The following is a 25,034-nucleotide window of genomic DNA, read 5'->3' as shown; positions in this document are numbered from 1 at the left end:
TCAGCAGTTCGTGATAAGTGTATCGATTGAATCGATAACGCCCTGGCGCGCATGACTCAGATTGCAGACGAAATCCTGTGGCTGGATCCGTTTATTATTTAATTTACTGATTATTGGCGTACAAAGTAAAAAGCTGTCAAATTCAATATTTATCCTTGGTACGACATGCTGATGCCAGCGTGGTAACTGTTGTGGTCGCATTAAAGGAATAATGACTCTCGTGGCCAGTTCTGCATAATAATCATTCTGCACAATCATATAATATGGCAGGGTTTTATTTGTCTGAGCAGAACAATTTCGATAAACATTGAATTGTTCAAGCATCATAGTACCCTGAAAAATTCATCATCAGTAAGAGTGCCTCCTTTTGCAATAAATTCATTCATTGCGGCAATGAATTCCTTGTGCTGTCTCTGTTTATCTGCTTCTCGTAAATCCTTACCTGGCTGTACTGACACCTTCTGGACGGGTACGTCAGTGGGTCTTTTACGTAGCGTATTACTTTTCATCATAGGCTCCTTGCGGTTGGTTCTGTGATTATTCACTTTACTCACTAAAAGATAAATGCCAGCAGTAATTTTAATGTTTATTTTGCGAGGCAGCTTCCAGAGGAAAGTAACCGCCTGAAATATTAATGGTTATAGTAATAAACCCGGCGCTGGTATTACCAGCGCGGCGGGAAATAATCAGAACTTCTCCGGAATAAAGCGGAAGGGAAAATTGGTCTGTTTCATTTTACCAATTTTGCGCTTCGGCAGCGTGACATGCTCCACTGGCAAGGCTTCGTAGGGGATCTGCGACAGCAGGTGGGTGATGATATTCAGACGCACCCGCTTTTTATCCTCGGAGCGGGCGACGAACCACGGCGCCCAGGCGGTGTCGGTAGCGGCGAACATGGCGTCGCGGGCGGCGGTATATTCATCCCAGCGATTGAAAGACTTGATGTCCATCGGCGAGAGCTTCCAGATCTTGCGCCCGTCGTCGATGCGATCCCGCAGGCGCCGCTCCTGCTCCTGCGGGGAGACCTCCAGCCAGTACTTGAGCAGGATAATGCCCGACTCGACCATGCCGCGCTCCACCATCGGCGCGCCGTCGAGAAATTTCTGCACCTCCTCCGGGGTACAAAAGCCCATCACGCGTTCGACGCCGGCGCGGTTGTACCAGCTGCGATCGAAAATCACGATTTCCCCAGCCGCCGGGAGATGCTTGATATAGCGCTGAAAATAGAGCTGACTTTTCTCGCGTTCGGTGGGCGAGGGTAAGGCGACGACCCGGAAGATACGCGGGCTGACGCGCTCGGTGATCGCCTTAATGGTGCCGCCTTTGCCGGCGCCGTCCCGGCCTTCAAAGACGATGCACACCTTCAACCCTTTATGCACCACCCAGCGCTGCAGTTTCACCAGCTCCACGTGGAGCTTGCGCAACGCCTTCTCATACGCTTTATTGTCAAGCGGGGCGATCTTCACCGCCGCGTCGACCGGATTACCGCTTTTCTTATTACCCATCGCCATGCTCCGTGTTGCCGAGGTATCCCTTTGAAGTGTAATCCTTCACCGGCGAGGCGGTGGAAAATATTCCGCCCGGGACGGGTTAGCGGGCGCTCCCCGCGGCGATGACTTCCAGTCCCACCCGCTGCCCCCACGACAGCTCAAGGGTGTTACCGTCCGGGTCGGCAAAGAAAGCGAAATAGCCTACCGGATCGCCCAACTGCTCCGGTTCCCGACGCAAAACGCCTTCCCGCCGCGCCTGAGCGACTTTCTCATCGATCTCCGCCTGGGTGGCGCAGGCGACGCCGAGATGGCCGAACGGACCCAGCGGCGTGTCGGCAGGGTCATCACTTTGCACCAGCACCAGGGCGAAAGGTCGGGTGCGATCGCTGAGCCACGCCACTTTACGCGCCGAGGGGAGGTCGGGTTCGCGCTGGTGAATAACGGTCATCGCCGTATAGCGGGTATAAAAATCGATGCTGCTGGCCAGACAGCGGACGGTAAAGGCGACATGGGTAAAGCCGACATCAACATTTTGCATGGATGATTCTCCCGAGGTGAACGATGTCTCGACTTTACAACCTCAAGTTAACTTGAGATCAATCCGCGATGTATCCCTGCGTGCCCACCAATTTTTACAGGGGATTATCCACCGCCAGGCGCCTCTGCCGTCGGCAGGAAAGCCAACAGTGGCGCTGGCGAGCGCATGAACGAATCAGGCCGTTATATGGAGGATACTGCCGTCGGGCGTTTTTAGCTGGTGTGGCGAGGCGGGATGGTCAATAATGCCGGCCGTCTCTCAATACCCCTATAAGATGTATGAAAAAAACGATTTTTTCACTGGCGCTGGGCACTTTCGGACTCGGCATGGCGGAATTTGGCATTATGGGCGTGCTGCCGGACATGGCGCGCGATGTCGGGATTTCCATTCCCGCCGCCGGCAATATGATTGCCTGGTATGCCTTCGGCGTGGTGATCGGCGCGCCGATCATGGCGTTGCTCTCCAGTCGGTTTTCGTTGAAATCGGTGATGCTGTTTCTCGCCGCCCTGTGCATTCTCGGCAATACCCTGTTTACCTTCTCCAGTAGCTACGCCATGCTGGCGCTAGGCCGGCTGGTTTCCGGGTTTCCCCACGGGGCGTTCTTTGGCGTCGGCGCGATTATCCTGTCGAAAATCGCGCCGCCAGGGAAGGTGACCGCCGCGGTGGCCGGGATGATTGGCGGCATGACGATCGCTAACCTGGTGGGCGTCCCAGGCGGCACCTGGCTTGGGCATCACTTTAGCTGGCGCTATACCTTCGCACTTATCGCGGTGTTTAACGTCGCGGTGTTTCTGGCCATCTGCTGCTGGGTGCCCACGCTGTATGACCGGGCCAGCACGCGGCTGCGCGAGCAGTTCCGTTTTCTGGCTTCCCCGGCGCCGTGGCTGATTTTTGCCGCCACCATGTTCGGTAACGCCGGGGTGTTCGCGTGGTTCAGCTATATCAAGCCCTTTATGCTCAACGTCTCCGGCTTTGCCGAAAGCCGGATGATGCTGATTATGATGCTGGCGGGGCTGGGTATGGTGGTTGGCAATCTGTTCAGCGGTAAAATTTCCGGGCGCTACAGTCCGCTGCGCATCGCGGCCATGACTGACGGGGCGATCGCCGTGACGCTGCTGCTGATCTTTGCCTTCGGGGAGCATAAAGTCGCTTCGCTGACGCTGGCGTTTTTCTGCTGTGCCGGGCTGTTTGCCCTGTCGGCGCCGCTGCAGATCCTGCTGCTGCAGAACGCCAAAGGCGGCGAGATGCTGGGGGCGGCAGGGGGGCAGATCGCCTTTAACCTCGGGAGCGCCATCGGCGCCTTCTGCGGCGGAATGATGATTGCCCGGGGGTTCGGCTGGAACAGCGTGGCGCTTCCCGCCGCCACGCTGTCGTTTCTGGCGATGAGCGCCTTGCTCATCTACGGTCGCCATCAGCGCCGACAGGCTTGCTAACGACGCTTACTCACGCCAGGGTTCGCCGAGCGTCAGCATCAGCCGGTTGGCCCAGGCGAAAAAGGCCGCTGACTGCAGCAGATCCAGCTGGGCCAGGGTATCTAAGCCCTGCTCATCAAGCGCAGCCAGATGGCTGGCTTTCAGCGCGGGCGGCGTCACCGACAGCGCGGCGGCGGCATCGATCTCCGCCTGCCAGCGCGGCGACTGCCCGCCGCGCAGATCGTCTCCCGGCGTCACCGCCAGCAGCGTGTCGACGGCGGTCTCGTCCTTCGCCAGCTGCGCCGCTTTGCGGGCATGTACCGAGGCGCAGTAAATACAGCCGTTGATTTTACTGGCCACCGTGGCGGCCAGTTCACGTTCGGCGCGCGGCAACCCCCCTGGGGTATAGAAAATGCCTTTATCAGTCAGCGTCCGCTGCTCCAGCACCGGCTGGTTGCGCGCCAGCAGGCGGAAGTAAGGCGAATCGCTATGGCCATATTTTGCCAGGATCGCCTGTTCTTCAGGGCTAAATTCCGCCAGCGGTTTATCCGCCAGCCAGGGTTCCCAATGCAGTTCATCACGGGTGAAACGCACCGGGGCCGCTTTGCCGCTTTGAGTTTGTGGGGTGGTGTGCCAGTACCCGGCCACCACCGGCGTGTCGGCGCTGACGATGGGCTGATGGTTGAGCGCCCGCAGGCCCAGCAGCAGGCGGCTCTGGAAGCCGATAAAGGCCACCAGCTGCGCCAGGGTGACGATGCCCCGCAGGCTCCAGCCTGCTTTTGTCAGAGCCAGCAGCGCGGCGGGGGTCGCTTCGACAGGAGTGAAGGTCAGCAGGCGGGCAAAGGCCAGCGCCGGAACCAGACGGTCCGTGGTCGGGTCGGCAAGGCCGAAGCCGGCATAGTGCGCCGCCAGCGCGTCCGCCTGGTGCAGTTTCGCCACCTTCGCGGCCACGGCGAAGCGTTCATCAAGAGGAAAGTCAGTATCCTGCTGGCTGAACAGCACTTCATAACTTCCCTGGGCGTGACGGGTGGCGGCGTCGCGGACTGCGCGCGCCTGATCGAGCGGGGAGCCGATGGCGATCTCCGCCAGTTCGGCCAGAATATCCTGACTCAGCGTCATGGTGACTCCTTATCTGATGTGGGGGGCAATATGCTGAGCGATCAGCTCAATGGAACGCAGCGTATCCCGGTGCGAAGGCTCCACCGAGTGCACCTGAAACGAAATATCGGTAGCGCGGGCCAGTACGCTGTCTTGCGCCAGGGAGGCGATAACATGCTCAGGATCGCCGACGTGGGCATCCAGCTGCTGCAGATAGTCAGTGACACTGTCACCTTCTATCCGATGACCCGCTTCCCGGTGCTGTGCCGCCTGTTTGCGCAGGCCGGGTTCGGCGACCTGCAGGGCGTGGGCGTGGCTGTCAGCGACAAAGGCGGTGCGCGAGGCGAGGATCCGCGGCGCAACGCCGTCCGGCAGCGCCGACAGATAGGCGTCGATGATCGGGTTCTGAATGGCGTCCAGCGGCAGGCGCGGCTCACCGGGCGGCCGGGGCTGCGTGCGGGACAGCATCAGCCCGTGTCCCGCCTGACCGGCACGGATGGCGCCCTCCACCGAGAAGGTGGCGATCCAGATTCGCGCCGCCAGCTGCGGCGCCGGCGGATAGAGATGGTTGTCAGGGTGGCTGAGGGTGTCGCCGCGCCAGGCGCTGTGGATCAGGTGCAGATGGTCGGCAAACACCGCTCCGCGCTGCTCGCTGGTCAGGCCGAAGGGCAGAAATGAGGTTGGCGTGCCGCCGGAGCCAAACCCCACCTCCAGACGCCCGTCGGTGAGTAAATCCAGCACCGCCGCGTCTTCGGCGACGCGTAGCGGATTTTCCATCGGCAACGTGATAATGGCTGTACCGAGGCGAATGCGGTCAGTCTGCGCCGCCACGTGGGCGAGAAACACCAGCGGGGAAGGCAGGCCGCCTTCCTGTTCATGAAAATGGTGTTGGGCAATCCATGCGCTGTCGAAGCCGACGCGCTCCGCGTGGCGGATCTGTTCGGCCGCCAGCCGGTACCGCGTTTGCGCAGAGCCCTGATCGAGCAGACGGGTAAAAAAGCCGAGGCGTTTAGGCATTATGCGTTCTCCGTATAGGGCTGCGCTAAGCGGGGGGAAACCTGGGGGATAGCGGCGATCAGCTCGCGGGTGTAGGCCTGCTGCGGGGCGGCGAACAGGCGGCCAACGTCGCCATGCTCCACCACCTGGCCGGCGCGCAGCACCGTGACGCTGTCGGCAATCCGCCTCACCGTCGCCAGATCGTGGGTAATGAACAGATAGCTCAGACCAAGCTGCTGCTGTAGCTGCTCTAGCAGGGCGAGGATCTGCGCCTGAACGGTGACGTCGAGCGCCGAGGTCGCTTCGTCAAGGACCAGGATCGCCGGCTCGAGGATCAGCGCCCGGGCAATCGCCACCCGCTGCCGCTGGCCGCCGGAAAGCTCCCGCGGCGTCCGCGACAGCAGCTCCGGGGCCAGTGCCACCCGCGCGGCGACGCTCTCCACACGCTGGCGACGCGTCGCCGCGCTGAGGCGCTCAAAGTTTTTTAATGGCTCTTCGATAATCGCGAACAGCGTCTGGCGCGGGTCGAGCGAAGCGAAGGGGTTCTGATAGACGAACTGGATTTTGCGCCGCAGCTGACGCTGCGCCTCGCGGCTAAGATGCCCGGCGTCAATACCGTCGATGGTCACCTGTCCGGCGTCGGCGCGCTCGAAGCCCAGCAGGATCCTCGCCAGGGTGGTTTTCCCGGAGCCGGACTCGCCCACCAGCGCATGGGTGCTGCCGCGCCTGACCTCAAAGCTGACGCTGTCGAGCGCCTGCAGCGCCTGTTTGCCCAGCGAGAAGCGTTTGCTGATCCCGTCGACGCGAATGGCCGGCGTGGCCAGCGGACGAGGACGATCCGCCGTCAGCCTCAGCGGCGCGTCCTGCAGATCGCGGAGCAGCTGGCGGGTGTAAGGGTGCTGCGGACGCCGGACAATCGTCTCGGTGGCGCCTTGTTCCTGAATCTCGCCCTGGCGAAACACCATGATCCGGTCGGCGCGTTCGGCGGCCAGCGCCAGATCGTGGGTGACAAACAGCACGGCGGTTCCCGACTCGCGACGCAGGATATCGAGCAGGTCGAGAATGCGCTTCTGCACCGTGACGTCAAGGGCGCTGGTAGGCTCGTCGGCAATAATCAAATCCGGCTGCAGGGCAATGGCGATGGCGATCAGCACCCGCTGCTTCATCCCGCCCGACAGCTGATGCGGGTACTGGTCAAGACGCTGTTCCGGGTGGCTGAGCCCGACTTTAGCGAGCAGGTTGAGGACCTGCTGCCGGCGTTCGGCGGCGGAGAGGGACTGATGCAGTTGCAGAATCTCTTCCACCTGCTGACCAATAGTTTTTACCGGGTTAAGCGAATTGCCTGGGTCCTGCGGCACCAGGCTGATGCTCACTCCGCGCAGGCGGTTCAGGCGTTTTGCCGACCAGTCGCTAATCACTTCGCCATTGAGAATAATTCGCCCGGCGTCGCGGCGGGCATTATCCGCCAGCAGGCCGATAATCGCCTGCGCGGTAGTGGTTTTCCCCGAGCCGGATTCCCCGACGAAGGCCAGCATTTCGCCGCGCTGAATGGAAAAGCTGACGTTATGCACCACTTCGCGCCATTCGCCCCGCGAGCGGTAGCTGATGCGCAGATCTTCAACAGACAGAACGTTCATGGGCGTACTCCACTCCACTGGCGGCTAAGACGATTGGCGGCAAGAACCACCGCGACCACGGCGAGGCCGGGGAAGGTGGTCAGCCACCAGGCGGTCGACAGGTAATTACGACCTTCGGCGATCAGTAATCCCCACTCCGGGACCGGCGGCGGGGTGCCGTAGCCGAGGAAGCTGAGGGTGGCCAGAGCCAGCATCGCCTGACCAAACTGCAGCGTTGCGAAGGCGAGCACCGCGGTGAGCGAGTTGGGCAGGATATGACGCCAGAAGATGGCGAGAAAGGTGCCGCCGCTGCCCCGGGCCGCTTCGACGTAATCGCTGTGGCGCACGCGCACCACTTCCGCCCGCGCCAGGCGCGCGAAGCTGGCGATAGCCGCGACGCCGACCGCCACCGCCGCATTCACCGTGCCAAAACCCAGCAGAATGATCACCGTCAGCTGCAGCAGCAGCGAGGGGATGGCCAGCAGGACATCCACCAGGCGCATGAGGGTGGATTCCACACGTCCGGCCAGTGCCCCGGCGAGGGTGCCAAGGGCGGTGCCGACCACCAGGCCGATGGCGACGGCGATTAGCGCCGCCGACAGAGAATGTACCGCGCCGTAAACCACCCGCGTCCACAGGTCGCGGCCCAACTGGTCGGTGCCCAGCCAGTAGTGCGCCTGCGGCGCCAGGCGCTGAGCGCCGGGGATCCCTTCCAGCGGGTTAGCGGAGGTAAACCACTGTGGGGCAAGGGCCATTAACAGGGCGGTGATCATCACCGCCCACGCCAGCCACAGGCCTGGCTGCAGACGCACTCTGCGCCACTCCGGGCGGCGGCGAACCGCGATGGCATAGTCGACCAGGCTCATTTCACACCTCCGGTCTGTAATTGGAGTCGGGGATCCAGCCGCGGCATGACCAGGTCGACCAGCAGGTTGATCAGGACGAAACCGAGGGCGGAGATCATCACCACCGCCTGCAGCACAGCAATATCCTGGTTATTGACCGCCTGCTGGGTCAGCTGCCCGAGGCCGCTACGGCCGAAGACGGTCTCGGTGATCAGCGCCCCGGCAATCAGCTCGCCCAGCAGCAGCCCGGCTATGTTCAGCGCAGGCAGCAGGGCGTTACCCATCACATGGCGCCAGAGGACGCCGGTTTCGCTCATTCCCTTGGCGCGGGCGACCGCGACGAAGGGCTGAACCGCCACCTGATCCATGCTGCGCATCAGGATCTGCGCCAGCGGGGCGGAGATGGGCAGCGCGACGGCGATAACCGGTAAAATCAGCCCTTCCAGCGGACCGGGGTTGATCACCGGGATCCAGCGCAACTGAAACGAAAAGAGCTGGATCAGGGCGATACCCAGCCAGAAGGTGGGCAGCGAGATAAACAGCACCGGCAACGACTGCAGGAGGTTGCTCAGCCAGCGCAGCCCCGGCAGACGCGAGGCGAAGGCGAGGGTGAACGCCAGGATCACGGCCAGCAGGAAGGCCGGCAGGGCGAGGCTTAAGGTATCCGGCAGGTTGCTGGCAATCAGGCTACTGACCGCCAGACCCGCCTGCAGGGAATAGCCAAAGTCGCCGTGCAGCATTGCCAGCAGCGTGTGCAGGTACTGGCGCCACAGCGGGCTGTCGGCGCCGTAGGCCAGCCGCATGTCGGCGATTTGCGCCGGGCTCAGACCGAGGTCCGGGTTCTGAAACTTGATCAGCACCGCATCCCCTGGCAGCACCTGCAGCAGGAAAAAGGTGAGGGTAAAGGCCGCCCACAGGACCAGCAGCCCCTGACCGAACCGTCGCAGAAGATAAGCGCTCATATCCGGCCTCTTAATGTTTATCCAGCCAGGCGCTGTAGAACGACGGACGACCGACGGCCTCGAAGCTGACGCCTTTCACCCACGGCGCGCCGGCGAACACCTGCGGCTCTTCGAAAATCGGGATCACATAGGCGTTATCGATCAGATAGCGCTGGGCATCGCCGGTTAACTGCAGGCGCTGCTGTGGCTCCACCGCCGCGGAGATGCCGGTCAGCAGATCGTTCAGCTTATCATCGCGGAAGTGCTGTACTTTATCGCTGGAGCCGCCTTTCTGCAGCAGCGCGTCGCGGTTGTTGGGGAAAAACATGCTTTTTACCACATCCGGATCGGCGCGGCCCACTTCCGAAACGGTGAGCGGCGTTTTCTGCGGGTCGAGGTTGTCAAGCGTACGGCTGCCGGCATCCCCGGCTTTGACCGTTAACGCGACTCCCACCTGGCGCCATTGCTGGGCGATCAGCTGCAGCACCTCTTTATTCTGCGGCTGCGGGAGCGACTCATAGACCGTCAGCGCCAGCCGCTGCCCGTCTTTGCTGCGAATCCCGTCGGCGGCCGCTTTCCAGCCGGCCTCATCCAGCAACTGCCGGGCTTTGGCCTGGTCGAAGGTCAGTTTATCGCTCAGATTGACATAGCCGGCGGCAGAGCTGGCCAGCACGGAGGTGGCTTGCGGGTAGTTAGCGGAGAACAGCGTCTCCACCACCTGTTTGGCGTTGGTGGCATGGAGCAGGGCCTGGCGCACCCGCAGGTCGGCGACCAGAGGGTTATCCGGGCGGAAGCTCAGGCTGTCGTTGACCCCGCGGGTAGGGGCGGCGTAGACCTTAAATCCCTGATCGGTCGCCTGCTTTTCATCGTAGGCCTGCACCTGGCGAATAAAGCCCGCCTGGCCGGCCAGCAGCGCGCCGATGCGCACGCTGTCTTCCGGGGTCACAATATAGGTGATGCCGTCGAGGTTGGCGGGCCCCTGCTGGGCGATGTTTTTCGGCCCCCACTGATAATCCTTGCGCGCCACCAGCGTCAGCTCGCGGCCCGGTTTTTCATCCTGCACCACAAAGGGACCGGAGCCGATGATATGCCGGGCATCGCCCAGCTCCTCAAAATTGCGCTGCAGGGTGCTGAGGGACACCAGACCGGAGCCGATGGTGGCGGTCCCTTGCAGGAAGCCCGGCGACGGTTTGTTGAAGTAAAATTTCACCGTCAGCGGGTCGATCACTTCGCTGCGCTGGTAGTTATTGATCACCTCCGAGACAGGCAGGCGGTGGGCTTTATCGCCCAGCCCATAGGTGTCGAAGTTTTTGGCGACGGCGGCGGCATCCAGCGGCGTACCGTCCGAGAAGGTGACCCCTTTGCGCAGGTGGAAAGTGTACTCGGTTTTATCGGCATTACTGGTCCAGCTCTCGGCGATCCACGGCTCAATCTCCAGCGTTTTCGGGTTCTGCCAGGTCAGCTTGTCGGTGATCTGATTGAGAATGCCGCCGTTTGGATAAAAGCCGCCGGCGGGTGGATAGAGATTGGTGTGCGGTTGCTGCTCCAGATAAATTAAGGTACCGCCTTTAACCGGCGTGTCGGCGGCCCAGACGGAGAAGGCGCCGGAAAGAAACAGCGCGGCCAGCGCGGGCAGGCGAAAATGACGATGCATGGTGAATTCCTTTGTTATCTATTGTGTTGCCATCATCGGGCGCGACTAAAAACAAAGGAACCAAGGAATTGCGCTAAGCATTTGCGGAAATTGCATTTACTTTTCGCGGCGGGAAGCGAGGGGAAGCGCCTCTCCCGGGCGGGAGAGGCGCTGGCGATTAGCTACGCAGATCGATAACCATACGGCCGCGGATCTGACCCTGCTCCATCTCTTTAAAAATGGCGTTGATATCTTCCAGCGGGCGCAGGGTGACTTTCGGCACCACTTTGCCTTCGGCGGCGAACTGGAAGGCTTCCACCAGATCCTGACGGGTACCGACCAGCGAGCCGACCACTTCGATGCCGTCGAGCACCAGACGTGGAATATCGAGGCTCATTGCTTCCGGCGGCAGGCCTACCGCCACCACGCGGCCGCCGGCGCGAACGGCATCCACCGCCGAGTTAAAGGCCGCTTTAGCAACCGCGGTCACCACGGCAGCATGCGCGCCGCCGGTTTTTTCCTGAATCACTTTCGCCGCATCTTCATTGCGCGAGTTGATGGTCAGATCGGCGCCCATCGAGGCCGCCAGCTCCAGCTGGCCGTCGTTGACGTCGATGGCGATCACTTTGGCGTTAAAGACATTCTTGGCATACTGCAGCGCCAGGTTGCCCAGGCCGCCGAGGCCGTAGATAGCGATCCACTGGCCCGGTTTGATGTGGGAGACCTTAACGGCTTTGTAGGTGGTGACCCCGGCGCAGGTGATGCTGCTGGCGGCGGCGGAGTCGAGGCCGTCCGGGACTTTAACCGCGTAGTTGGCGGTGACGATGCACTCTTCCGCCATGCCGCCGTCGACGGTATAACCGGCGTTTTTCACCGAGCGGCACAGCGTCTCGTTGCCGCTGTTACAGTATTCGCAGTGGCCGCAGCCTTCGAAGAACCACGCCACGCTGGCGCGATCGCCCGGCTTCAGGGAGGTGACGCCAGGGCCGACTTTTTGTACTACCCCGATCCCTTCATGACCAAGAATAACGCCGGTTTTATCGCCAAAATCGCCGTTTTTCACGTGCAGGTCAGTATGACACACGCCGCAGCATTCCATTTTCAACAGCGCTTCGCCGTATTCCAGCGGGCGCAGCGTTTTTTCCGTAACGTTAACCTGATGGTCGTGGGTAACAACAGCTGCCTTCATGCCTGTCTCCTTGTGAGGGGAATGATTAATTTTATTAATGCAATACTACCTAATAAGGATTAGACGCTATGGGGAAAAAAACAAGGCGCTTTAGTACAGGATGTGGTTTTTTGCTACAACGATAGCACAAAATTCAGACAATACCTCTAATTTTGGTAGGTAATAATAGCGTCACTGAATGGTCATGTTTTCTTCATCACTCAACACTATTGTTTTGCGCATCAATTTCTTATAACAACAGAGTGATACAACAATGCATCTGGTCAAAACGCTCCTCACTGCCGGTCTGCTTTTTTCCGCCGCCGCACAGGCTCACAATGTGCTGGAATTCCCGCAGCCGGAAAACAATCCCGAAGAGTTTTACGCGGTTACCGAGATCCCGGCTGGCGGGACCATTAAGTATGAAACCGACGCCAAAACAGGATTTATCATCGCCGACCGCTTTCAGTCGATGCCGGTGGCTTACCCGGCAAACTACGGTTCATTAACCCAGTCGCTGGCCGGGGATGGCGACCCGCTGGACGTGGTGTTTTACACCCGCGCGCCAATGGCCCCGGGCACGCTGATTAAGCTGCGGCCGATCGGCGTCCTTAAGATGGTAGACGGCGGTGAGAAAGACGACAAAATCATCGCCGTGCCGGCCAGTAAAATTGATCCCACCTATGACGATATAAAGACCATCGCCGATTTGCCGAAAATCGAGCAGCAGCGGCTGGAGGCCTTCTTCCGGGTCTATAAAGAACTGCCGGAGGGGCGGAAAAAGGTCGAGCTGGCCGGGTTTAATGATGCCGCCGCCGCGAAGCAGGAGATCAAATCGGCCTGGGAAGCCTGGAAGGGGAAGAACCCGCAATAATATTCATCGCGGGCGCAGTCCGGCGCCCGCAGCATTCCATCATCCGATACGCTACCCAGCCGTACTGGAGGGTTTATCCTCTTGACGCGTCCTGCAATAGATGGTTGTATGATACAACTATATCTTGATCTGGACGCATCGCTATGGCTGACACCTCCTTAATCCAACAGATCCGTACCGCCTCACGGTTAATGGTGCGCGAGCTGGGTTTTATGAACACCACGCTGGCCGCCACCCACTATTCGCCGTCGGCGGTGCATACCCTGCTCGAAGTGTCGGTTAGAGGGGCGATGACTGCCGCCCAGCTGGTGACCTTGCTCGGCCTGGAAAAATCGAGCGTCAGCCGGATGGTCGCCCGCCTGCTGGCGGCCGGGGAGCTGGAGGAGCGTCCCTGCGCGGAGGATGCGCGGTCTAAATCGCTGGCGCTGACCGCCAAGGGGCACGATACGGTGGCGATGATCAACGCCTGGGCTACCCGCCGGGTGGTGGAGGCGTTAGGCCATCTGGATGAGCCGCAGCAGCGGACCGTCGCCAGCGGACTGGCGGCCTATGCGCAGGCGCTGGCGCAGTGTCGGGATACTGCGCTGGCGGATACGACCCCGCAGATTTCGCTGGTGACCGGCTATCAGCCGGGGATGATCGGTCGGATAGCCCAGATGCACGGGGAGTATTACGCCCGGCACCATGACTTCGGCGCTTTTTTTGAAGGCAAGGTTGCCAGCGGCGTGGCGGAATTTGCCACCCGGCTTTCCTCGCCGGCCAACCAGATCTGGCTGGCGATGCGCGAGGGGAAGATTGTCGGTTCGGTGGCGATCGATGGCGAGGATCTCGGCCAGCAGCAGGCGCATCTACGCTGGTTCATTCTCGATGACAGCTGTCGGGGAACCGGCATTGGCAGGCGGCTCCTCAGTGAGGCGATGGCTTTCTGCGATAGTCGTCAGTTCAGCGCCGTTCAGCTGTGGACGTTTAAAGGTCTGGACGCGGCCCGCAAACTGTATGAGTCCTTTGGCTTCACGTTAACCCGCGAATGGCAGGGGGATCAGTGGGGAAAGGTGATGACCGAGCAGCAGTTTACCCGGTCAGGCAACGCCGGCTAAGGGCGGGGTGCCTTAGCCGGCGGGGGGGGCGAAGATTACCCCAGTTGATTAAGCAGCCGGGCGATCTCCTCTCGCCACTGCGCCTGCAGCGCAGGCTTTTGATGTTTCGGCTTACGGGCCATGTCGTCCGCCAGCCATTGCTCCAGAGCGATCAGGCGCGCCAGCAGCGCCTCTTCATCATCAGCCGCGAGTGACGGCTCCTGAGGTGAGTAGGCCACCGTCGGGGTGGAGGGCTGCGCCTGCATACGGGCATAAACCTCTTCCAGACTGTGCCACTCCGTTAGCCCGGCGCTGTCGATCAGCCAGAAGCGGTTACAGCTTTCGCTAATAAGCTGGCGGTCATGACTAACCAGCAGCACGCCGCCGGGGTAGTCGCGGAGCGTCTGCGCCAGCGCCGCTTTGCCCTCCATATCAAGATGGTTGGTGGGTTCATCCAGCAACAGCAGGCTGTAGCGCGCCAGCGACAGGCCGACGAACAGCAACCGCGACCGCTCACCGCCGCTGAGGGTGTTGACCTTCTGACCATGCCTCGCCCAGCCAAATCCAGCGGCGATCAGCGCCCGTTTCCGGGTGTCCGCCGACGGGGCGAACGGCGTCAGGGCGTCGAGCAGGCTGGCATCGTCCGGCAACTGCGCCAGCGTCTGGTCGTAATACCCGGGGTGAAGCCGGGGGTGCAGACGCAGCCCCGGAAGAGGCGATGCGTCGTTCATCTGCTGCCACAGCAGGCGCAGCAAGGACGATTTACCGCCGCCGTTGCGCCCCATGATGGCCACGCGATCTCCGCTGCGCAGTCGCGCCACGCCGGTGGTAAACAGGGCCGGCAGTCCCGGCGCGGGGGCCACCGGCAACCTGTCCATCTCCAGCAGGCGGTCCGCCGGCAGAGCGTCCCCTTGCAACACCAGGCGCCACGGCGGGCCGACGCTGAGCTCAGTCTGCTCGTCTTTCAGGCGGGCGACCTGCTTCTCCATCTGTTTGGCTTTGCGGGCGAGATCTTCGTTGTCATACACCCGACCCCAGGTGGCCAGCCGCCGGGCGCTGGCGCTGACCCGGTCGATCTCTTTTTGCTCGGCCTTATGACGTAATGCGGCGCTTTCATCCTGCTCCTGCAGTGCCTGACGGGCAGCGCTGCAGGGCAAGGCGAAGCTGTGCAGCGTCTGGTCGCGAAGGATCCAACTGGCATTAGTTACAGCATCCAGTAAGGTGTTGTCATGTGACACCAGCACGAAGCTCCCCTGCCAGGTTTGCAGAAAGCTTTCCAGCCACAGCAGAGTGGGCAGATCGAGATGGTTGCCGGGCTCATCCAGCAGCAGCAGGTCAGGCTGGCGGATCAGCGCCCGGGCCAGCAGCAGGCGTGTGTGCTGCCCGCCGCTTAAGGTGCTGGTTTGCTGCGCCATCACCGCCGGCGTGAAGCCCATCTGCGCCAGCAGGCGTTCGGCCAGCCAGCGCTGTGCTTCCCGGGCGTCGGCGGGTAACGGGGCCAGCACCGCCTGCAGCAGTGACTGCGAACGCAGCGCCTCCGGCAGATGCTGTTCAACGCGGGCCATCAGACACTGACCGGCGAGCGAGACGCTGCCCGAGGTGGGCGCGAGGGTGCCGTCCAGCACCTGCAGCAGGGTGCTTTTGCCGCAACCGTTATGGCCAATGAGACCGATACGGTCGCCTTTCTTCAGAGTGAAGGAGAGGGTGTTAAACAGCGGCCCAAAAGCCGTCTCCACGTGGAGCGCATGGGCAGTTAGTAATGTACTCATAGTCAACTTACTCAAGAGTTACAGGCATGCGAATGCCTCGTCAAAACTCGCTGACGATAACCCGGTAAGCCGGAGAGAAGGGATTCTGTGAAGGGTCTTCGCTCAAGCCAAAGTTATCGCAGCACGATACCGATAACGCTTGAGCTGGCGCCATTGCCTAAGGCATGTGAAACAATAAACATTTCACAATACAGCATGGGGGCCTCCTTTTATATTCAGTAAGTGAATGGGTGACGGCAGTGTAGTGGGGAAAGGAAAAATGCGCCAGTGACAAAACTGGCAGGGGGCGTCCCCGCCAGCTTTGTCCTGCGCCACTTTTGCCTACGAAGCCGGGTTGGCGCAGAGGACTTATGTGTTTGCTAGAACATGATGGGAAACCAGCGGGCGTGGTCGCGGGTATATTCCGTCATCGCCTGGGGATCCTTTATCGCCTGGCAGGGGGCGTCGAGAATATTCGGATACGCATCCGGATACCAATCTTCCTCGGTGGTTAAGGTAAAAAAGCGAGACTCCCGGTGGGTTTCACAGGTATAGGCGTTTTTAATATTGTCGGCTTTGCGATATCCCTTGGGATCGCGATATTCGATATACACTTTGTACTCAGAACGGGTACCCCGCCACGCGCCCGGCTCCGGTTTCTGCCAGCGGACCGTCTGGTAGTAGCGCTCCCGCTCGCCGTAGCGATAGATGGTGGACTCCCCGCCGGGAATAAGGTTGGGCTTCAGGAAGAAGAACATCAGCCCCGCCAGCAGCAGTAACACCGGTGGGAGAGTGTGGGTCAGCAGCCGCGGCGCCAGACGGTTAACCAGCAGCAGCCACAGCAGCGGCGGGATCAGGCTGACGATAACAGCGAAGAGGATTTTCGCCGGCGTGTAGAGTTCATGCACCGACACCTCGCCGGCTTTTGCCGCGTAAAGCGCCTGCTTATCGCCGAAATACCAGTACTCGCCGTGAAAGGCGCTGATGGCGCTCACCAGCAGCAGCCCGCTAAACAACCCCAACCAGACCCGTAATAGCGGTTGCAGAACGATTTTTTGCTGGCTCATTTAGGCTACCTCACCAGGGAGAGGGGCGATCGGGCGGGCAATCATGATTGCCGTGTCGCTGAGTGCGTTAAGATCGCTTACCGGAGCGCACTGGCGAGCCATGACCTGCGGATCGCGGTCCGGAAACCAGCCCTCATTGAATGACAGGGTGTAAAACTGGCTGTGCCGCTGCACTTCACAGCGCCAGGCGCGATGAAGATTATCCCTGTCGACAGGCCAGCGGGGATCTTTCGCTTCAACAAAAATCTCATATTTAGAGGGCTGAGTGATACGTTGGTTAGAATTTGTCTTCATCCAGAAAATAGCAGTGTAATAAACGTTGTGTTTCCCGTACTGAATACTGGCATCCCGTCCGGGGGTGACCTCCGGATGGAGGAAAATAAAGATCCCGGCGGTAATCAGTACCATCAGCGGGAATAGCGGATGCTGTATCGGCCGCCAGGGAATATTACGCACCGCCAACAGCCAGACCAGACTCAGAAACAACACGTAGAGCAGGGCGAAGAAGAATTTACTCGGCGTATAGATGACGATATCCACCAGATCGCCGGTAGCGGGCTGATACTGCTCAGCGCGCGGGGTGAGCATCCACATATCGCCGCCAGAGAGGCACAGGCCGGCGATGATGGCGATACCACCCGTGAGGAGTAAGACAATCCGGATCAGAATAGCCTTCGCTTTATTCGCGTCAGGGGTTAATTTTTGCATTTCACATTCCGTTGTGAGGGGGTGAGAAACAACTATTTTGCACAGCGGAGGGCGCGCGGCAAATGCTATCCGTTTTCTATTTTTACGATAAATGAATATGGGCGGAAAAGGCGTTTCTGTGGCGGGAAATATTATCCGGACGCTATTAATAACCGGGCCGATCGCTCGGCCCGGTGAGCGCGATTAAATTGAGGTGCGGCGGTAATTACGATATTCCGGCAGCCAGAAATTATCGCTGATGGACTGCAGCAGCGCTTCTGCGGAGGTTTTCACCGCCACGCCCTGCTCCTGAGCCACCTTACCGACCGCGAAGGCGATCGCCCGCGAGACGGTCTGGATATCCTTCAGCTCCGGCAGCACCGGACCTTCACCGTTGTTCACCAGCGGCGAGTGTTTCGCCAGGGTTTCGCTGGCGGCCATCAGCATCTCGTCGGTGACCCGCGACGCGCCGGAGGCGATCACCCCCAGACCAATGCCCGGGAAGATATAGGAGTTGTTGCACTGGGCGATGGGGTACTGTTTGCCTTTGACGGTAACCGGGGCAAACGGACTGCCGGTGGCGACCAGCGCCTCGCCGTCGGTCCAGCTCAGGATATTCTGCGGCGTGGCTTCCACCCGTGACGTTGGGTTGGAGAGCGGCATCACGATTGGCCGCGGGCAATGCTTGTGCATTTCGCGGATAATCTCTTCCGTGAACAGCCCCGGCTGACCGGAAACGCCGATCAGGATGTTCGGTTTCACGTTGCGCACCACGTCGAGCAGGGAGAGCACATCGTTAGTGGTATCCCAGCCCTGCAGATGTTCGCGTTTCTGCACCAGCTTGTTCTGGAACGGCAGCAGATTAGGCATGCCGTCGGTTAACAGGCCAAAGCGGTCAACCATGAACACGCGCTGGCGGGCCTCTTCTTCACTGAGTCCTTCGCGGACGATCTGGGCGATAATTTGCTCGGCGATGCCGCAGCCGGCGGAGCCCGCCCCGAGGAAGACAATTTTCTGTTCGCTCAGCTGGCTGCCGGCGCCGCGGCTGGCGGCGATCAGCGTCCCGACGGTCACCGCCGCGGTACCCTGGATATCGTCGTTAAAGGAGCAGATCTCATTGCGGTAGCGGTTGAGCAGCGGCATGGCGTTCTTCTGCGCAAAATCTTCAAACTGCAGCAGCACGTCCGGCCAGCGGGCCTTAATCGCCTGGATCACGTCGTCAACGAACTGGTAGTACTCGTCATCGGTAATACGCGGGTGGCGCCAGCCCATATACAGCGGATCGTCCAGCAACTGCTGGTTGTTTGTTCCGACGTCCAGCACGATGGGCAGGGTGTAAGCCGGACTGATGCCGCCGCAAGTGGTGTACAGCGACAGTTTGCCGATCGGGATCCCCATCCCGCCGATGCCCTGGTCGCCGAGGCCGAGGATACGCTCGCCATCGGTCACCACAATCACTTTGACGTTATGGTTCGGGACGTTCTGCAGAATGTCGTCAAGATTATGGCGATTCTGGTAGGAGATAAAGACGCCGCGGGCGCGACGGTAAATCTCGGAGAAACGTTCGCAGGCGGCGCCTACCGTCGGGGTATAGATAACCGGCATCATCTCTTCGAGATGGTTGCCAATCAGGCGATAGAAAAGGGTCTCGTTGGTGTCCTGGATGTTACGCAGGTAAATGTGTTTGTCGATTTCTGTTTTGAATCCCTGATACTGGATCCACGCGCGTTCCGCTTGCTCTTCGATGGTTTCAACCACTTCCGGCAGCAGGCCAAGAAGGTTGAAACTGCTGCGCTCTTCCATACTGAAGGCGCTGCCCTTGTTGAGCAGGGGGAATTCAAGCAGAACGGGACCCGCGTAGGGGATGTACAGGGAACGGTTTTTCTTATGGGTAAATTGCATCGCACTAACTCCTTGATCGTGTCCACAGTCCCGGCGCGGCGATAAGCGAAGGGCGGGTGGAAAAGCAGCGGGCAGAGTATAGAGCAGAAGGTCTTCAAGCGGGTAAACAAGCCGTCAATTGCCATAAAAAAACACCATCCTGGCAACAGGACGGTGTTGTTTATCATCACTCAGGCTGAAAATTAACCACCGCGGCGTTTGCGGCCGGTAGCATGGATATGGTTGAGGGTGGTTGCTTCATCGCCTTCCAGCACCACTTTTTTCTGCTGGGAAAGCTTGTAGTTCAGACCGAGAAGATGACGTGCCTGATGGTTCGATTTCATTCTGACTCCTTTATCCTGTTCTGGTTTCAAGGGCAAACCCGGTGGTGACCGGATGAAATGTAACCCAAAGTTGGCCGCACGTTTTTTATGCGGCCACAGGTAGGGTGGTCCATTTTCAGGGCAATAGCAACCTCAGTGTGCCAGATTAAGAACAGTCTCCCTCGCGCAGCGCCGGCGTTACCACTTCATCTCGCCGGTATTAACTTTGGCGCTGAGCTCCAGCGAGCTGGTTTCCGCCAGCCCTGGCCACTGTGTCTCCATCGCCTTGATCACCCCGGCGGAATCCTTATGTGTCTTCAGCGCTTGCTCAAACTGCTGGAGGTAGGTTTTGGTAAAGCGCACCGCGCTGTCACCCACCGGCGGCGTGCCGAGGTAATGTCCCGGGATCACCTGCTGCGGGTGCAGAGCAATCATCTGGTCCAGCGTAGTGCGCCACTGCTGTCGACTGGCCGGCGTCTGGGTGTCGGCGGTCCAGAGATGCATGCCCCACGCCACGCCGGTGCCGCCGAGGATCGTTTTGTTCGCCCGGATCCAAACGAACGCCGCGTAGTCATGAGGCTGCATAATCGTCACTTTTTCGCCATCGATGGTAAAGCTGTTGGCTTTCAGCGCCTGCGGGACGTATACCTGCGTCGGCGCGCCGTCTTTCATCTGTGGTCCCCAGTACGCCAGCTTTGCCGCTTTGGTGGCTTCAATATGTTTAACCACTTCCGGCGTGGCGACCACTTCCGCCTGCGGGAAGGCTTTCACCAGCGGCTCAAGGCCAAAATAGAAGTCAGGATCGCCGGAGGTGATCACAATCCGCGACAGCGGTTTGCCGTTTTTCTTGATCATGTCTACCAGCTTTTCGCCGTCTTTGACGCTGAACTGGGCGTCAAACAGCACCGCTTCATGCGGGCCGGAAACGAGGGTGGAGTTGACGGCAAAAAGACCTTTCTCCTGAGGGTTGTAAGTCTGCAGCGTCAGCGGCGCCGCGAAGACCGCGCCGCTGAACAGGGCGGTGGCAATAGCAAGAGCAGATAATTTCATGATTCATTCTCAATGACAGGGGAATGCGTAGCATTGTACGGATTTCGCCATTTGATAGAATTCCTGAAATAAGAGATGCTGAGTTTCATAAATCGTGCAGATAAAGGGGGCGTGATGGACAGGGTAATTGCGGCGCAGGTGTATCTGCGAATTTGCGAGCTGGGAAGCCTCAGCGCCGCGGCGCGCGCGCTGGGGATGTCGCGCCCGATGGTCAGCCGCTATCTGGAACAGATGGAGAGCTGGGCCGGCGCCCGGCTGATCCATCGCTCAACCCGGCGGCTGACGCTGACCCCGGCCGGGGAGAAGGTATTGCTCAAGACCCGCGGCCTGACGCGGATCGCCGATGAAATCGCCGGCGAACGCCAGCGTGCCGACCCCAGCGGCACGCTGCGGGTGGCGTGCGCGCATTTTACCGCGATGCAGCTGATCTCCCCGCTACTGCCGGATTTTCTTGCCCGTTATCCGCTGTTGCGTCTGGAGCTGGATATCAATAACCATCCGGTCAGCCTGATCGGCGAGCGCATCGACGTGGCTATTCGCATTACCGATAATCCGGAGGCGGGGGCTATCGCTCGCCGCCTCGGCGTGTGCCGGTCGCTACTCTGCGCTGCGCCGCGCTGGATCCGCCAGCATGGTCCGCTGACGACCCTTGACGATCTGCAACAGCATAACTGCCTGTTATACAGTCATTTTGCCGGCCAGCGCTGGCAATTCAGCGATGCACAGGGTCAGGAGGCGTCGGTGGCAGTGAACGGTAATCTGAGCGCCGGGATCTCTTCCTTACTGCTGGAGGCGGCGGTCGCGGGGTGCGGCATCGCGATGCTCCCCGAACTGGAGGCGCGGAGCGCGATTGCCAGCGGCGCGCTGGAGGTGGTGCTTCCTGACTGGACGCCGAAGGCGCTGAGCGTTTACGGCATCTATCTTTCCCGCGACTATCAGCCCGATGGGCTGCCGCTGTTTCTGGATGTGCTGCAGCGACGTCTGGGGAAAACGCTCGCCGATGCCTGAGCAACGGCGTCGCCTTCAGCGGCAGCGCCGGCGGGCGGTTGCCCTGCCGGAAAGCCGAGGATCAACCTTACTCATTACCCCACTGATTAAGGAAGTTGGCGATATCGTCAATACGGCGTTCGTCAATGGCCGCCTCGCGGGCCATCTCCTGCTGCGCTTCTTCATCGATCTCTTCGTTGTTGGTTAATCGCGCAATCAGCAGCTGAAAATAGCGCGCCAGCGCATCGCGTTCCTCATCCTTAACCGGGGCAGCCGCTTCGGTCTCGTATTCGTCCACGATGTCATAAAATTTCAGGGGAATGTCGTTACTCATCTGTCGTCCTCAGGATTGGCGTCAGGGCCGGGGTTAGCGCACAGCGGCGGGCGGGTATCATAGCACGCAGCCGGTCGGCTGCAGCAGAGGAAAAATCGCCGCGGCGGCGAGGCGAGAGGGCAGATATCGCTCCCCGGGGGACGGAGGGTAAAACCGGCGCGCGATGTCGCACGCCGGTCTGCCAGGAGGCTTAGACTACCCCATCTCCACCATCAGAGCACCACACCTGGCCGGAGGTATATGAGCAGGCATCGGATGCCAGGGTGACGTACAGCGGGGCGATCTCGACCGGCTGCCCCGGGCGCCCCATCGGCGTGTCTTTGCCGAACTGTTTCACTTTCTCGTCCGGCTGACCGCCGCTGGACTGCAGCACCGTCCAGTAAGGGCCGGGGGCTACGGCGTTAACGCGAATGCCGCGTTTTGCCACCTGTTTGGCCAGCGATTTGGTGAAGATCGCCAGGCAGGCTTTGGTCTGGGCGTAATCGAGGAGGATCGGACTGGGTTTATAGGCCTGCACCGAGGTGGTGTTGATGATCGCGCTCCCGGCCTGGAGATGGGGCAGCGCGGCGCGGGTGATCCAGAACGGCGCGTAGACATTGGTCTTAAAGGTGGCGTCAAAGTCTTCAGTGGTCAGCTCCTCAAGGGTCTCACAATATTGCTGACGTCCGGCGTTATTGACCAGGATGCTCAGGCCACCCAGCTGTTGCACCGCGTCGGCCACCAGCGACTGACAGAAGGACTCGGAGCGAATATCCCCCGGCAGGGCCACCGCGGTGCGGCCTTCGGCTTTGATCAGAGCGATGACTTCATCGGCGTCCTCTTGCTCCTCCGGCAGATAGCTTATGGCGACATCGGCCCCTTCGCGGGCAAAGGCGATCGCCACCGCGCGGCCAATGCCGGAGTCGCCCCCGGTAATTAGCGCTTTCTTACCGGCCAGCCGCCCGGTGCCGGTGTAGCTGGTTTCCCCATGGTCCGGTGACGGCTCCATCTCCGCATCCAGACCCGGCGGGTTCTGTTCTTGCTCCGGGAACTCCGGACGTGGAGCCGTCTCTTCTGGCAACATGGAGGTGGGTAGTTTCTTCATGGGCGGTTTTTCATCTTGCATAGTCATCTCCTTCAGACAGAACGGGCCAGCTGTAAGGATAGGTCAGGTTCCCCCATCGCCAGACCCCGGATGACTCACCCAGGGCCAGTGAATGGCCGCGAAAAGACGCATTGTTATTCCTTAACCGACTGATCCCCGGCGTATTTAAGCAAATAGCGCTGCGTTATCATTGCCGGGGTTAAATTAGGATTATTCCATCATGACTTAATGCGGGCTGGCTATTTTATTTGCTGCGCGGCGGAGATTTTTTAAAGGCAGAGAGGGAGACAAAGTGAAAAGGGGAATAATAGGGTAATCCGCTACGCATGGATAATAATGGTATACCTCTTTGGTGTTAATTTTTGGAAGGGTGGCAGCCCGGGATTAGTAGAAACATTTATTCATCAGATTATTTTCATTAGTTTACAAACGTGAACCAATGTCCACAGTACAGTTCACAAGGTACATATAACCCAAAGCGAATAAGGGAGTTGCGTAAAAATTAATTTTTATTGCCGCTTCGCTGTGGTTAATTTATTTTGTCGATGCGCTGGGTGATGGCCAAAATTAATTTGACTCCTGCGGGTATTCCTCTAGTGTTAGATATCGAGGGCGATGATTTGTAACAGGGTCATTTTCCATTTACCAACCGATATTGATCAAACCAAAGGTGAAAATTATGGCAGAGCATAGAGGCGGTTCAGGTAATTTTGCAGAAGATCGTGAAAAAGCATCCGAAGCCGGGCGTAAAGGTGGGCAGCACAGCGGCGGGAACTTCAAAAATGATCCTGAGCGTGCATCCGAAGCCGGTAAAAAGGGTGGTAAGAACAGCCATGGCGGCGGCCGTAAATCCGGCGACAGCTGATGACTGATGACCCGTGACGCCGTTATGACGGTGTCGGGAAAGAAACCTGTGGGCCTGTGGGTCCGCAGGTTTCTGTTTATTTGCAAACGCTTCCCTCAGCTATTGTCTATTCTCCGCGACGGGAAAAGAGGTGCAGAATAATTTAATTACAGCCATCTTAACAATTAAATACTGATTACCGCAACGGCATTGTGCCGGCGAAGCGCTAAGAGTGAGTAAATAACGGTTCGGAGCAATACGTAACAGTACTGCTTTTTATCGCTGTGCATAAGTAAGCTATTTTAAGCCTGGTGTCAATCGTCGGACGCCAGGGGCGGGTAGCAACACATCCGCTTGCTAAATATTGTTCAGATCTAAGGTAATAAAATGAAACTGACGCCGGTATTTATTAAGCGCTGTCATCTTGTGGCCGCCGTTATGTGGGTGGGCCTGGCGATACCCTCGTTAATCTGGTGGAAAGACAGCGTCCTGTGGGTCATTCTCATCAGTATTTATGCCAATATTGTTGGACATTTATCCGGATATAGCGCAGCGCGAGCTGACCAGGCGGCGGAAGAGAATGAAGATTCCCCGTCAAAATAAATAATTAACGATCAGAGGTGTACATGACGGATAGTGAAAATTACCACAACTGGCTTCGCGATGCCCATGCCATGGAAAAACAGGCCGAGTCACTGCTTATGGCCACCATCAGACGCCTCGATAATGAACCGCAACTGCGAACCCGCCTTGAACAACATCTTTATGAAACTCGTCGGCAACTGTCCGCTCTGCAGGACCTTATCGCCCGCAACCATATTTCCCGCTCGGCGCTGAAGGATGCGATGAGCCGGGTCGCAGCCCTGGGCCAGACTATCGGCATCATGCTACCCGGCGATGAGCTCATTAAACTCATTATCACCGCCTACGTTTTTGCCCATTTTGAGGTCGCCTGCTATACCGCTTTATTAACGGCGGCGAAGCGCGTGGGGGACCATAGCGCGATGCCGACTCTGGAAGGGATCCTTGCCGAAGAGAGAGGGATGGCTGACTGGCTGCTGCATCATCTGCCGGCGCTGACCGGACAATATCTGATGCATAACTCTCTGCCCGGCGTTGAGTCCGGACAATAAGCCGCCGGAGTCAATCATGGTTAAGCGCCACACCATCGCGATCCTCGCCACAGACAAAGCGGTTCCGCTGAAATTAACCGCCAGGCAGCAGGCGCTGGTGGACGCGGTGGCGAACAGGGTGCCACCTGCAGAGCACGACCCCGTATCGCCAGTCGACAAAACGCGCACGAAAACCAGCAGGGCGCGCTGAGGACGCTGACAGTGGCGGG

Annotated in this window: 28 protein-coding genes; 9 read left to right on the top strand and 19 right to left on the bottom strand. The window is 59.4% G+C overall.

Annotated features, from left to right (window positions below; genetic code table 11):
* From ACQUTI_RS02225 to ACQUTI_RS02210, 4 genes are all read right to left on the bottom strand, one after another.
* Positions 1 to 327, bottom strand: a complete 327-nt coding sequence (locus ACQUTI_RS02225; protein ID WP_428923192.1) for a CcdB family protein — start codon at positions 325 to 327, stop codon at positions 1 to 3.
* A complete protein-coding gene (locus tag ACQUTI_RS02220) occupies positions 324 to 509 on the bottom strand; it encodes a hypothetical protein (RefSeq protein WP_004202675.1) in 186 nt (61 codons plus the stop codon). The genes ACQUTI_RS02225 and ACQUTI_RS02220 overlap by 4 nt, the downstream gene beginning before the upstream one ends.
* Positions 510 to 686: 177 nt before the next feature.
* Positions 687 to 1,505, bottom strand: a complete 819-nt coding sequence (ppk2, locus tag ACQUTI_RS02215; RefSeq protein ID WP_004202673.1) for a polyphosphate kinase 2 — start codon at positions 1,503 to 1,505, stop codon at positions 687 to 689.
* A gap of 85 nt (positions 1,506 to 1,590) precedes the next feature.
* The gene (locus tag ACQUTI_RS02210) at positions 1,591 to 2,028 is read right to left on the bottom strand and encodes a VOC family protein (RefSeq protein WP_004202671.1); all 438 of its coding nucleotides are present in this window, start codon (positions 2,026 to 2,028) and stop codon (positions 1,591 to 1,593) included.
* Between the two features lie 278 nt (positions 2,029 to 2,306).
* On the opposite strand from ACQUTI_RS02210, the gene araJ reads away from it, so the two are divergent.
* Complete coding sequence (gene araJ / locus ACQUTI_RS02205) at positions 2,307 to 3,461, top strand: MFS transporter AraJ (protein WP_122542528.1); 1,155 nt, start codon at positions 2,307 to 2,309, stop codon at positions 3,459 to 3,461.
* A 6-nt stretch (positions 3,462 to 3,467) separates the two neighbouring features.
* On the opposite strand, the gene ACQUTI_RS02200 is transcribed toward araJ, so the two are convergent.
* From ACQUTI_RS02200 to adhP, 7 genes are all read right to left on the bottom strand, one after another.
* A complete protein-coding gene (locus ACQUTI_RS02200) occupies positions 3,468 to 4,559 on the bottom strand; it encodes an alkylhydroperoxidase domain protein (RefSeq protein ID WP_122542526.1) in 1,092 nt (363 codons plus the stop codon).
* 9 nt (positions 4,560 to 4,568) lie between these two features.
* Positions 4,569 to 5,555, bottom strand: coding sequence for a putative FMN-dependent luciferase-like monooxygenase (locus tag ACQUTI_RS02195; protein ID WP_023318360.1), 987 nt, complete (start codon positions 5,553 to 5,555; stop codon positions 4,569 to 4,571).
* A complete protein-coding gene (locus ACQUTI_RS02190) occupies positions 5,555 to 7,171 on the bottom strand; it encodes a dipeptide ABC transporter ATP-binding protein (protein ID WP_017900523.1) in 1,617 nt (538 codons plus the stop codon). Before ACQUTI_RS02190 ends, ACQUTI_RS02195 begins: the two co-directional genes overlap by 1 nt.
* Positions 7,168 to 8,016, bottom strand: a complete 849-nt coding sequence (locus ACQUTI_RS02185) for an ABC transporter permease (protein ID WP_017900524.1) — start codon at positions 8,014 to 8,016, stop codon at positions 7,168 to 7,170. Before ACQUTI_RS02185 ends, ACQUTI_RS02190 begins: the two co-directional genes overlap by 4 nt.
* Positions 8,013 to 8,957 (bottom strand): ABC transporter permease, encoded by a 945-nt coding sequence (locus ACQUTI_RS02180; RefSeq protein WP_004202661.1) that lies wholly within the window; start codon positions 8,955 to 8,957, stop codon positions 8,013 to 8,015. The genes ACQUTI_RS02185 and ACQUTI_RS02180 overlap by 4 nt, the downstream gene beginning before the upstream one ends.
* 10 nt (positions 8,958 to 8,967) lie before the next feature.
* A complete protein-coding gene (locus tag ACQUTI_RS02175; protein WP_048324359.1) occupies positions 8,968 to 10,590 on the bottom strand; it encodes a TIGR04028 family ABC transporter substrate-binding protein in 1,623 nt (540 codons plus the stop codon).
* Between the two features lie 157 nt (positions 10,591 to 10,747).
* A complete protein-coding gene (adhP, locus tag ACQUTI_RS02170; RefSeq protein ID WP_004202657.1) occupies positions 10,748 to 11,758 on the bottom strand; it encodes an alcohol dehydrogenase AdhP in 1,011 nt (336 codons plus the stop codon).
* A 253-nt stretch (positions 11,759 to 12,011) separates the two neighbouring features.
* On the opposite strand from adhP, the gene ACQUTI_RS02165 reads away from it, so the two are divergent.
* Both ACQUTI_RS02165 and ACQUTI_RS02160 read left to right on the top strand, forming a co-directional pair.
* Positions 12,012 to 12,611 carry an inorganic diphosphatase gene (locus ACQUTI_RS02165; RefSeq protein ID WP_428923191.1) on the top strand — a complete coding sequence of 200 codons (600 nt, stop codon included), beginning with the start codon at positions 12,012 to 12,014 and terminating at the stop codon, positions 12,609 to 12,611.
* A 143-nt stretch (positions 12,612 to 12,754) separates the two neighbouring features.
* Positions 12,755 to 13,708, top strand: a complete 954-nt coding sequence (locus ACQUTI_RS02160) for a bifunctional helix-turn-helix transcriptional regulator/GNAT family N-acetyltransferase (RefSeq protein WP_154041073.1) — start codon at positions 12,755 to 12,757, stop codon at positions 13,706 to 13,708.
* Positions 13,709 to 13,743: 35 nt separating this feature from the next.
* On the opposite strand, the gene ACQUTI_RS02155 is transcribed toward ACQUTI_RS02160, so the two are convergent.
* The 4 genes from ACQUTI_RS02155 to ACQUTI_RS02140 all read right to left on the bottom strand — a co-directional run bounded on the left by ACQUTI_RS02155 (position 13,744) and on the right by ACQUTI_RS02140 (position 19,091).
* The gene (locus ACQUTI_RS02155) at positions 13,744 to 15,456 is read right to left on the bottom strand and encodes an ABC-F family ATP-binding cassette domain-containing protein (RefSeq protein WP_428923190.1); all 1,713 of its coding nucleotides are present in this window, start codon (positions 15,454 to 15,456) and stop codon (positions 13,744 to 13,746) included.
* Positions 15,457 to 15,815: 359 nt separating this feature from the next.
* Positions 15,816 to 16,502: a hypothetical protein gene (locus ACQUTI_RS02150; protein ID WP_153245161.1), complete on the bottom strand. Its 687-nt coding sequence runs from the start codon at positions 16,500 to 16,502 to the stop codon at positions 15,816 to 15,818.
* Complete coding sequence (locus ACQUTI_RS02145; protein ID WP_200592553.1) at positions 16,503 to 17,210, bottom strand: glycosyl transferase; 708 nt, start codon at positions 17,208 to 17,210, stop codon at positions 16,503 to 16,505.
* 183 nt (positions 17,211 to 17,393) lie between these two features.
* Positions 17,394 to 19,091 (bottom strand): NAD-dependent malic enzyme, encoded by a 1,698-nt coding sequence (locus tag ACQUTI_RS02140; RefSeq protein WP_004202648.1) that lies wholly within the window; start codon positions 19,089 to 19,091, stop codon positions 17,394 to 17,396.
* Positions 19,092 to 19,169: 78 nt separating this feature from the next.
* Here ACQUTI_RS02140 and ACQUTI_RS02135 point away from each other — a divergent pair, with 78 nt between their 5' ends.
* Entirely contained in the window at positions 19,170 to 19,277 is a 108-nt protein-coding gene (locus tag ACQUTI_RS02135) for a hypothetical protein (RefSeq protein ID WP_032425875.1), read from the top strand.
* Here ACQUTI_RS02135 and sra read toward each other — a convergent pair.
* Together sra and ACQUTI_RS02125 are read right to left on the bottom strand one after the other, a co-directional pair.
* Positions 19,274 to 19,414 carry a stationary-phase-induced ribosome-associated protein gene (sra, locus tag ACQUTI_RS02130; RefSeq protein ID WP_004202647.1) on the bottom strand — a complete coding sequence of 47 codons (141 nt, stop codon included), beginning with the start codon at positions 19,412 to 19,414 and terminating at the stop codon, positions 19,274 to 19,276. The genes ACQUTI_RS02135 and sra overlap by 4 nt on opposite strands.
* A 177-nt stretch (positions 19,415 to 19,591) precedes the next feature.
* The gene (locus ACQUTI_RS02125) at positions 19,592 to 20,443 is read right to left on the bottom strand and encodes a Vmh family MBL fold metallo-hydrolase (RefSeq protein WP_428923189.1); all 852 of its coding nucleotides are present in this window, start codon (positions 20,441 to 20,443) and stop codon (positions 19,592 to 19,594) included.
* 114 nt (positions 20,444 to 20,557) lie between these two features.
* Between ACQUTI_RS02125 and ACQUTI_RS02120 the strand changes: the two genes are divergently transcribed.
* Complete coding sequence (locus tag ACQUTI_RS02120) at positions 20,558 to 21,451, top strand: LysR family transcriptional regulator (protein WP_153245162.1); 894 nt, start codon at positions 20,558 to 20,560, stop codon at positions 21,449 to 21,451.
* Between the two features lie 67 nt (positions 21,452 to 21,518).
* Here the strand turns inward: ACQUTI_RS02120 and ACQUTI_RS02115 are convergent, their stop codons facing one another.
* Both ACQUTI_RS02115 and ACQUTI_RS02110 read right to left on the bottom strand, forming a co-directional pair.
* Complete coding sequence (locus ACQUTI_RS02115; protein ID WP_004202643.1) at positions 21,519 to 21,764, bottom strand: YmjA family protein; 246 nt, start codon at positions 21,762 to 21,764, stop codon at positions 21,519 to 21,521.
* A 190-nt stretch (positions 21,765 to 21,954) separates the two neighbouring features.
* Positions 21,955 to 22,869 carry an SDR family oxidoreductase gene (locus ACQUTI_RS02110; RefSeq protein ID WP_004202642.1) on the bottom strand — a complete coding sequence of 305 codons (915 nt, stop codon included), beginning with the start codon at positions 22,867 to 22,869 and terminating at the stop codon, positions 21,955 to 21,957.
* 658 nt (positions 22,870 to 23,527) lie between these two features.
* Between ACQUTI_RS02110 and ACQUTI_RS02105 the strand changes: the two genes are divergently transcribed.
* The 4 genes from ACQUTI_RS02105 (at position 23,528) to ACQUTI_RS02090 (ending at position 25,015) form a co-directional block, all read left to right on the top strand.
* Complete coding sequence (locus ACQUTI_RS02105) at positions 23,528 to 23,713, top strand: general stress protein (protein WP_004143718.1); 186 nt, start codon at positions 23,528 to 23,530, stop codon at positions 23,711 to 23,713.
* Positions 23,714 to 24,079: 366 nt separating this feature from the next.
* Complete coding sequence (locus ACQUTI_RS02100) at positions 24,080 to 24,295, top strand: hypothetical protein (protein ID WP_004202641.1); 216 nt, start codon at positions 24,080 to 24,082, stop codon at positions 24,293 to 24,295.
* Between the two features lie 23 nt (positions 24,296 to 24,318).
* Positions 24,319 to 24,825, top strand: coding sequence for a ferritin-like domain-containing protein (locus ACQUTI_RS02095; RefSeq protein ID WP_004202639.1), 507 nt, complete (start codon positions 24,319 to 24,321; stop codon positions 24,823 to 24,825).
* A gap of 16 nt (positions 24,826 to 24,841) precedes the next feature.
* On the top strand, positions 24,842 to 25,015 hold the full coding sequence (locus ACQUTI_RS02090; RefSeq protein ID WP_043519631.1) for a hypothetical protein: 174 nt from the start codon (positions 24,842 to 24,844) through the stop codon (positions 25,013 to 25,015).
* The last annotated feature ends 19 nt before the right edge of the window (positions 25,016 to 25,034 follow it).

It is taken from the genome of Klebsiella sp. 7-CIP_Kleb., from assembly GCF_050378655.1.
GTDB classification, from domain to species: domain Bacteria; phylum Pseudomonadota; class Gammaproteobacteria; order Enterobacterales; family Enterobacteriaceae; genus Klebsiella; species Klebsiella quasipneumoniae.
Note: the sequence above shows the minus strand (reverse complement) of the source record. Positions and strands in the feature narration are given on the sequence as shown.